The 6,192-nt window shown below is 40.8% G+C and carries 4 protein-coding genes; 2 read left to right on the top strand and 2 right to left on the bottom strand.

Annotated features, from left to right (window positions below; translation table 11 throughout):
• Nucleotides 1-51 precede the first annotated feature (51 nt).
• Together V7654_RS18760 and V7654_RS18755 are read right to left on the bottom strand one after the other, a co-directional pair.
• Nucleotides 52-1,749 carry an NAD-dependent malic enzyme gene (locus V7654_RS18760; RefSeq protein ID WP_335432308.1) on the bottom strand — a complete coding sequence of 566 codons (1,698 nt, stop codon included), beginning with the start codon at nucleotides 1,747-1,749 and terminating at the stop codon, nucleotides 52-54.
• A gap of 117 nt (nucleotides 1,750-1,866) precedes the next feature.
• Nucleotides 1,867-3,117, bottom strand: a complete 1,251-nt coding sequence (locus V7654_RS18755; protein ID WP_335432289.1) for a dicarboxylate/amino acid:cation symporter — start codon at nucleotides 3,115-3,117, stop codon at nucleotides 1,867-1,869.
• A gap of 315 nt (nucleotides 3,118-3,432) precedes the next feature.
• On the opposite strand from V7654_RS18755, the gene dcuS reads away from it, so the two are divergent.
• Complete coding sequence (gene dcuS, locus V7654_RS18750) at nucleotides 3,433-4,962, top strand: DcuS/MalK family sensor histidine kinase (protein ID WP_335432307.1); 1,530 nt, start codon at nucleotides 3,433-3,435, stop codon at nucleotides 4,960-4,962.
• Nucleotides 4,959-5,672, top strand: coding sequence for a response regulator (locus V7654_RS18745; RefSeq protein ID WP_335432288.1), 714 nt, complete (start codon nucleotides 4,959-4,961; stop codon nucleotides 5,670-5,672). The genes dcuS and V7654_RS18745 overlap by 4 nt, the downstream gene beginning before the upstream one ends.
• Nucleotides 5,673-6,192: the final 520 nt, after the last annotated feature.

Raw genomic sequence — 6,192 nt, 5'->3', positions numbered from 1 at the left:
CAGGGACGGTTCTCGTGTTCCAAAGTGGAACACGAGAACCGTCCCCATGTATCATATAGCTACACTAGTTACTTTTTTATACTCTGGTTTCCACATTGCTTCTGCAACTGCTTTTTCTACATCTTGGATTTCGGCTTTTGCTATTCCTTCAGCGATGGCCGTCTTAGCAACTTCGATGGCTACATATTCTGATACTTCTTGCAATTTGTTGATGGACGGCAAAAGGGGCGCGCCAGGCGTATTGCTATATGACATTTTTGCTACGGCATTTGCAGCGGATGCCAACATTCCCTTTGAGATAATTTCTGCTTTTGCCACGATTGCACCGAGCCCTAATCCTGGGAAAACAAAAGCATTATTGGACTGGCCGATCTCATAGCTGACACCCTTGTATTCAACATTTTCAAATGGGCTGCCGGTTGCAATTAAGACCCGGCCTTCCGTCCATTCAATCAAATCTGCTGGTACTGCTTCAGCCAATGCTGTCGGGTTGGACATTGGCATGATAATTGGGCGATTCACGTGTTTTGCCATTTCTTTCACAATTTTCTCCGAGAATGCGCCAGATTGTCCAGAAGTACCAATCAGGATCGTAGGCTTTACTTTTTTGACAACTTCCATCAATGTAATAATACCTTCTTCAGTTCGTTCCCAGTCTATTACTTCTTCGGTTTTACGTGTATATGGCTTTTGGAATTTAAGGACATCCGTTACATCGTCAGTTAACAATCCTCGGTAATCAACTGTCCAGAAACGGTCATTAGCTTCTTCCCTTGATAAGCCTTCCAAAATCATCGCATCTGCTATTTGATCGGCATTCCCAATCCCTGCAGCTCCTGGTCCAAATACAACAATCCGCTGGTCCTTCAAAGATTCGCCTGTTACATTTAAGGCAGACATGACTGCTGCAAGGGTAACAGCCCCTGTGCCTTGTATATCATCGTTAAAGGTAAGGATTTCCCTCCCGTACTTTTCAATAATATTACGAGCATTCACATTGCCGAGGTCCTCCCAGTGAAGCAATACTTCTGGAAAGAATTTCTTCACTGCTGAAATGAACAAGTCGATAAACTCGTCATAACGTTCTCCACGGACACGAGGAAACTTGTTCCCAATATAAAATGGATCATCAATTAATGACTGGTTGTTCGTCCCAACATCTAGAACAACCGGCAGAACTCGGCTTGGGTCAATACCTGCCGCAGCGGTATAAACAGCCAATTTACCGATAGCAATATTGATTCCTCCGACACCCTGGTCACCGATTCCTAGGATGCTCTCTGAATCGGTGACAACAATCAAGTCAACACCGTTTTTTGGATGTCCAAGGTTCATAAAAGCAGTTTCGATTCCCTTTGGGTCATCAATAGATAAGTACATACCTCCTGGACGTCTATAGGCATGCGAGTACTTCTCAATCGCTTCCCCTACTGTAGGAGTGTAGATGATCGGAAGCATTTCACTTAAATGCTCTTTCAACAAACTGTAAAAAAGGACAACATTACGGTTATATAAATCATATAGCAGCCCATTTTTAAACAAATTGGTGGTCCGGGCAGAATATTGCTCGTAAGCTCTTTTAGTCTGTTCTTCCAGAGTGAGGACATGGGGAGGCAATAAACCCTCTAAGCCCAGCACTTCCCTTTCTTTTTTGGTAAAAGCTACTCCTTTATTCAAAAATGGATTGGATAGAATCTCTTTCCCTTTTAAAGTGGTCTGAATTACTTTTGTATTATCTGAGGTTGACATGCATGTACCTTCCTTCTTTTTGACTATATTAATAAACTCATATACCTTCTGAACAATTACTAAAGCAGGCAGCATGTATAGCTGCCTGCTAAAATGTTTTGGTTAAAATAGAATGGATCAAGCAGATGCCTTTTTTTCAACAGCTTCTTGTAGAGGATTAAATTCCCCTTCAGTCTTAGAGATTACAACCGTTGCAACACCGTTTCCAATAAGGTTTGTAATTGCCCTCGCTTCTGACATGAAACGGTCTACACCAAGGATGAGTGCCATTCCTTCAACAGGGATCGAAGGGAATACGGCAAGTGTAGCTGCAAGTGTCACAAAGCCTGATCCGGTAACGCCGGCTGCACCTTTTGAAGTCAGCATCAGCACTCCTAAAAGTGTAAGCTGCTGCCAAATACTAAGGTCTACACCGTACGCTTGTGCGATGAATAATGCTGCCATTGAGAGATAGATAGATGTTCCATCCAGATTGAAAGAATAACCGGTTGGAAGCACAAGCCCTACAACAGGCTTTGAACAGCCGTACTTTTCAAGCTTTTCCATCATCTTGGGAAGAGCTGCTTCAGAGGATGATGTACCAATAACAAGAAGGATTTCTTCTTTGATATAAGCGATGAATTTGAAGATGCTGAAACCGTACAACTTTGCGATCCCGCCAAGTACAAGAACAATAAAGATAGCCATTGTAATGTACACAGACCCCATAAGTTTTCCTAGATAAACAAGAGACCCAATCCCAAATTCGCCAATCGTATATGCCATTGCACCAAAAGCGGCAAATGGAGAAACCTTCATAATGATATTAACAATGCCGAAGAAGACATCAGCAATTTTTTCAAAAAATTCGAGAACCGGTTTTCCCTTCTTGCCTAAATGTGCAAGAGAAACCCCAAACAATACAGCAAGTAATAGCACAGGCAGGAGTTGGCCTCCCGTAAATGCACCAATGAAGCTGTCAGGTACGATTGAAAGAACAAAATCCATGAATCCGTGGCTTGTTTCCTCAGCAGCCTTTGTGTATTGTGAAATATCCCCTTTTCCAGCTTCGGCATCAATACCCTTACCTGCTTTAATGACATTTGCAACCAAAATTCCGATAGCAAGTGCAATCGTTGAGACAATCTCAAAATATAGTAATGCCTTACCGCCAATTTTGCCAACTTTCTTTAAATCTCCCATTCCCGCAATCCCAATTACAATTGTCAGGAAGATTATTGGAGCAATGACCATTTTTACAAGTTTAATAAATATGTCAGCTATGACCTTCAGCTGTGAACCAAACTCAGGAAAAATGAATCCGACTAAGATACCGAGAATGATACCAAGAATCACTTGGGTTGTAAGACTCTTAAAATTAATTCTCATTTTATTGCCTCCTTGTTTATTTTTGTAAACGATTACATCTTTTCAATAACCACATGTTACAATTTTGTGAAAACTTAATATAGTTTAAAAAACTTTATAAATCGTTTTGTAATTAAAGAAAGAGAAAAATTAATAGTTTACTAACCTTTCCCTATACCACAAATAAATACTTTATTTTAAAGCGATTACATTTTATAGTGGGTAATAATAGTTATCGCATTTTATGGAGGCTTTCTTGTGTACAAAGAGAAGTTCAGATTTAAGTTAAGTTCAATCATCATTTTCTTCGTTTGTTTAGTCGTATTGCTCTCCCTAATGATTACGGATTTATTAATAAGCAATTCGGTCAGTGAAAATATTAGAAAACATCAGGAGGAAAAGGCCCAGATTGTTGCGAGGACAGTTTCAAAATCCCATATAGTAATTAATGCGTTAGAGGACAAGCAAAACCTGACTGAAGTTCAAGAATATACAAAGGATATTCAAGCAGCCACCAATGTGATGTTTATAGTGGTAATGGATATGAACGGAATTCGCTTGACGCACCCTAATACCAAGCAAATCGGCAGGCGGTTTGTGGGAGGAGATGAAAAGCGTGCCCTGAAAGGTAAAGAGTACGTTTCCACCTCCCTTGGTACCCTGGGTAAATCGGTACGGGCCTTTACGCCAATCTATAATGAAAAGAAAGAACAAATTGGTGTTGTAGCAGTAGGCATATCGCTCGAGAGCCTGGAAACAGCGCTTGGCCGCAGCCATAAAAATATCATTATAGTTACAGCTTTAGGGTTAATGATCGGCATTATTGGTGCGATTTTACTGGCTAGGTACATAAAGAAAATCTTGCTGGGCCTTGAGCCCTTTGCCATTTCGAAGATTCTTGAGGAAAGAAGTACGATGCTCCAATCTGTTCATGAGGGAATCATTGCAGTTGATAATACATCAACCATCACATTGGTAAACAAGTCTGCTTTACAAATTTTTAAAAAGGCCGGTCTGTCCCAAAAGCCTGTCGGCATGAAAATTTATGAATATATGCCATCAACCAGATTGGACCATGTCTTGCAAACAGGCCATCCTGAACTTGATGAAGAACAAAACATTAACGGGGTTTCAATCCTCGTCAACAGGGTTCCGCTAATAGTAAATGACCAGGTGGTCGGTGCTATTTCTACATTCCGAGACAAGACAGAAGTTAATCAGCTGGCTGAACAACTGACAGGAGTAAGAATGTATGCTGAAGCACTGCGTGCGCAGTCCCATGAATTTATGAACAGGCTCCACGTCATACTTGGAATGGTCCAATTGAAATCCTATGACCAGTTATCCGACTTTATCCGGACATTGGTAGACTACCGAAATCAGGAATTCGGCAGTATCACTCAACATATTAAGGATCCCGCCCTGGCAGGATTTATTATGGGAAAATTAAGCTATGCCCGTGAAGAGAATGTGGATCTTTCAATAGAGAGTTCAACCATTATCCCTGAGCCGGCAGCTACTAAGACAACACATGCTCTGATTACGATTCTCGGCAACTTGATTGACAACGCGATTGAGGCAATGGCTGATGCTGAAGAAAAAACGATGGAAGTGAATTTTTCTTATCACAATAAATGGTTAACAATTGAAGTGTTTGATTCTGGCCCCGGGATTTCAACCGAGCAGCAAAAAGAGATTTTTAAAAAGGGGTATTCTACAAAAGGGGAAAACCGAGGCTATGGCTTATATTTGGTCGACAAAAGCATTAAGGATCTGGGTGGGGAGCTAACGATTGACTCAAAATTATTACTGGGCACTAATTTTTATATACAAATTCCATACGAAGCAAAAGAGGTGGGAAAATGATTAGGGTGCTGATTATCGAGGATGATCCAATGGTTGCAGAATTCAATAAGCGTTACCTGCAGGAAGTGAAAGGGTTCACGCTGGCAGGAATCGTCCATACAGTAATGGCTGCCATGGAATATCTTAAATCCGAACAGGTCGACCTTATTTTGCTTGATGTATATATGCCAGGGGCAACCGGGCTCGAATTGCTCCGGTTTATACGGGAGCAAAATATTTCAGCCGATGTAATCCTTATTACTGCTGCCGCAGACAAAGAAAATATTCAAACTGCCCTAAGGTATGGAGCTGTAGATTATTTAATTAAACCATTTGAGTTTGAAAGGTTTAATCAGGCTTTAATTCAATATAAAGAAAAATACCATTTCTTTGCGAATAATCAAATGCTGAGACAAGAGGACCTTGATGGTCATATTCTCAGTACAGAATTAAAGCTGACCGGTGAATCTATAGATGATCTGCCTAAAGGTTTAACCAGCAGCACTCTGGAATCCATCATCAATGTTATCCAAACAAAAGAAAATAGTCAGTTTTCAACCGATGATATTTCCGAAATTACACTAATATCAAGGGTTTCAGTCCGAAAATACTTGAAATTTCTATCCACTCTTGGTGTTCTCGAAGAGTCATTAACTTACGGAATTGGGCGGCCGGGCTATTTGTACAGATTAAAGGAAGATAAACTTGGGCAAGTAAATAAATTCTTATAATGCGCTTTTTGTAAACCTTATTGCTTTTACAACCAAAAATAAAAATCGGCAACTGAATTTTTACGAGTAATAATGCATTCCGATTCAGAAACCTCCTCAAAAAGAGGACGAAAACCAACAATCTATTCGAAAACAGCGTTTATCAAAATAGCGGTTCCTATTCTTGATAGGATCCGCTGGTATGATCAGGTCAGCCACGCTTTTATGGCTGGCCATTTTATATCTTGTTTTATAAGACTGTTTTCGTATACTTTGTTGCTTTTAATAAGTTGATTTCCACTCCAGGATGCTCGCTTTCCGCGGAATAAAAAAGCCCTACTGCCGGCTTTTTCATAAACAAATTCTTCTAGGGGCGGGCGGTGAGCATCCTCGGCGCTCTAGCGCCTGTGGGGTAAAAATGATCCCTCCCGAGGATCATTTTACCTAGGAAGAAATGATACAACCTTACGGATCATTTTTCCTAGGTCTCACCTGTCCCGCTGCTCCCGCAGGACTCTGAAGAGCTTCCTCGAATGCACCC

The organism is Bacillus sp. JJ1609, assembly GCF_036967045.1.
Lineage (GTDB): Bacteria > Bacillota > Bacilli > Bacillales > Cytobacillaceae > Mesobacillus.
This window is presented reverse-complemented; position numbering and strand designations above follow the sequence as displayed.

Excerpts from the sequence above, each read along its gene's own strand:
- V7654_RS18760 (WP_335432308.1), bottom strand. The coding sequence starts at position 1,749 with ATGTCAACCTCAGATAATACAAAAGTAATTCAGACCACTTTAAAAGGG.
- V7654_RS18755 (WP_335432289.1), bottom strand. The coding sequence starts at position 3,117 with ATGAGAATTAATTTTAAGAGTCTTACAACCCAAGTGATTCTTGGTATC.
- dcuS (WP_335432307.1), top strand. The coding sequence starts at position 3,433 with ATGATTACGGATTTATTAATAAGCAATTCGGTCAGTGAAAATATTAGA.
- V7654_RS18745 (WP_335432288.1), top strand. The coding sequence starts at position 4,959 with ATGATTAGGGTGCTGATTATCGAGGATGATCCAATGGTTGCAGAATTC.